The organism is Kitasatospora sp. UYEF31, from assembly GCF_057291755.1.
The window spans coordinates 1-1,500 of sequence record NZ_JBXAWK010000151.1; the positions used below are offsets into that span (position 1 = coordinate 1).

At 68.7% G+C, this 1,500-nt stretch carries 1 protein-coding gene; it reads left to right on the forward strand.

Annotated elements, in window-relative coordinates; translation table 11 throughout:
- Positions 1-72: 72 nt before the first annotated feature.
- Positions 73-1,482, forward strand: coding sequence for an IS66 family transposase (gene tnpC / locus AC0Z36_RS29645; protein ID WP_485466177.1), 1,410 nt, complete (start codon positions 73-75; stop codon positions 1,480-1,482).
- The last annotated feature ends 18 nt before the right edge of the window (positions 1,483-1,500 follow it).

A 1,500-nucleotide genomic window follows, 5' to 3' on the forward strand; every position in this document is an offset into this window, starting at 1 on the left:
GTGACTGTTTTGGATGGTCGGTGAGCTGCGGTCTGGTGCGGAGTGGTCTTGCCTGGCCGGTAGATTGATCTTGTGACCGACGCTCAGCAGCAGCCGCCCTCGTACGAGGAGTTGGCCGCGCTGGTCGTGGAGTTGAAGCTGCTGGTGGTCGCGCAGGCGGAGCGGATCGCGGAGCTGGAGCGACAGGTCGCCGCCAACTCACGCAACTCCTCGAAGCCGCCGTCGAGTGACGGACTAGGCAAGAAGCCCGCACCGAAGTCGCTGCGGCAACGCTCGGGACGCAAGCCGGGCCGGGCGAAGGGCGATCCGGGCGGGCAGCTGGAGCGGGTGGCCGATCCGGACGCGATAGTCGATCACCGGCCGGATGCCTGTGGCGGCTGCGGGGCCGGGCTTGGCGATATGCCCGGCGCGGGGTACCGCGCCCGGCAGGTCTTCGATCTGCCCGCGGTGAAAGCACACGTCACCGAGCACCGGCTGCACCGGCTGGTGTGCGGGTGCGGGCAGGCCACAACGGCTTCGGCACCCGATGATGTGAGTGCTTCCGCGGTGTACGGGCCCGGAGTTCGTGCGGCGATCTGCTACCTGTCGGCGTATCAGCATCTGCCGGCCAAGCGCCTGACCGAGGCGATGGACGCCCTGTTCGGCCTGCCGATCTCCACGGGCACCGTCTTGTCCGTCCTGGCCCGCGCGCACGAAGGCCTCGCCGATTTCGAGGCCGACGTCAAGGAGCACCTGGCCGCGGCCCCGGTCGCGCATGCGGACGAGTCGGGAGTGCGGGTCGCGGGCAAACTGCACTGGCTGCACGTGATGTGCACCCATCTGGTCACCTTCTACGGCATCCACACCCGGCGCGGGAGGGAGGCGATGGACGAGCTGGGAATCCTGCCCGCGTTCACCGGCACCCTGGTCACCGACGCCCTGGCCTCCTACACCATCTACGGCAACGATCAGGCTCTGTGCGGGGCACACGTGTTGCGCGAGCTGATCGCGGTCACCGAGGACACCCGCCGCGACCCGGCCTGGGCCCAGGCCATGATCGACGTACTGATCGGGGCGAAGGACGCGGTCGCCCAGGCGCTGGCCGCGGGGCAAGACGCCCTCGCCTCCGCCGCCCTCACGGCCTTCCAAGAGGACTACCGACAGGCCGCGTTGTGCGGAATCGCCGCCAACCCCCGCCCCGCCACGGGCCCGAAGTCCAAGGCACGGGCCCTGGCCGAACGCCTGCGGGACCGCGCCGAGGAGTATCAGCGCTACACGGTCAACTTCGCGGTCCCGTTCGACAACAACGCCGCGGAACGCGACCTGCGCATGATCAAAACGCAACAGAAGGTCTCCGGATCCTGGCGCACCCTCACCGGCGCGAGACGCTTCGCCCGGATCCGCTCCTACATCTCCACCGTGCGCAAACACGGCATCAACCCCCTCACCGCCCTACGCGACCTCTTCGCCGGACGGTCATGGATGCTGCCCACAACCAGCTGAAACCCCTAAACAGTTACC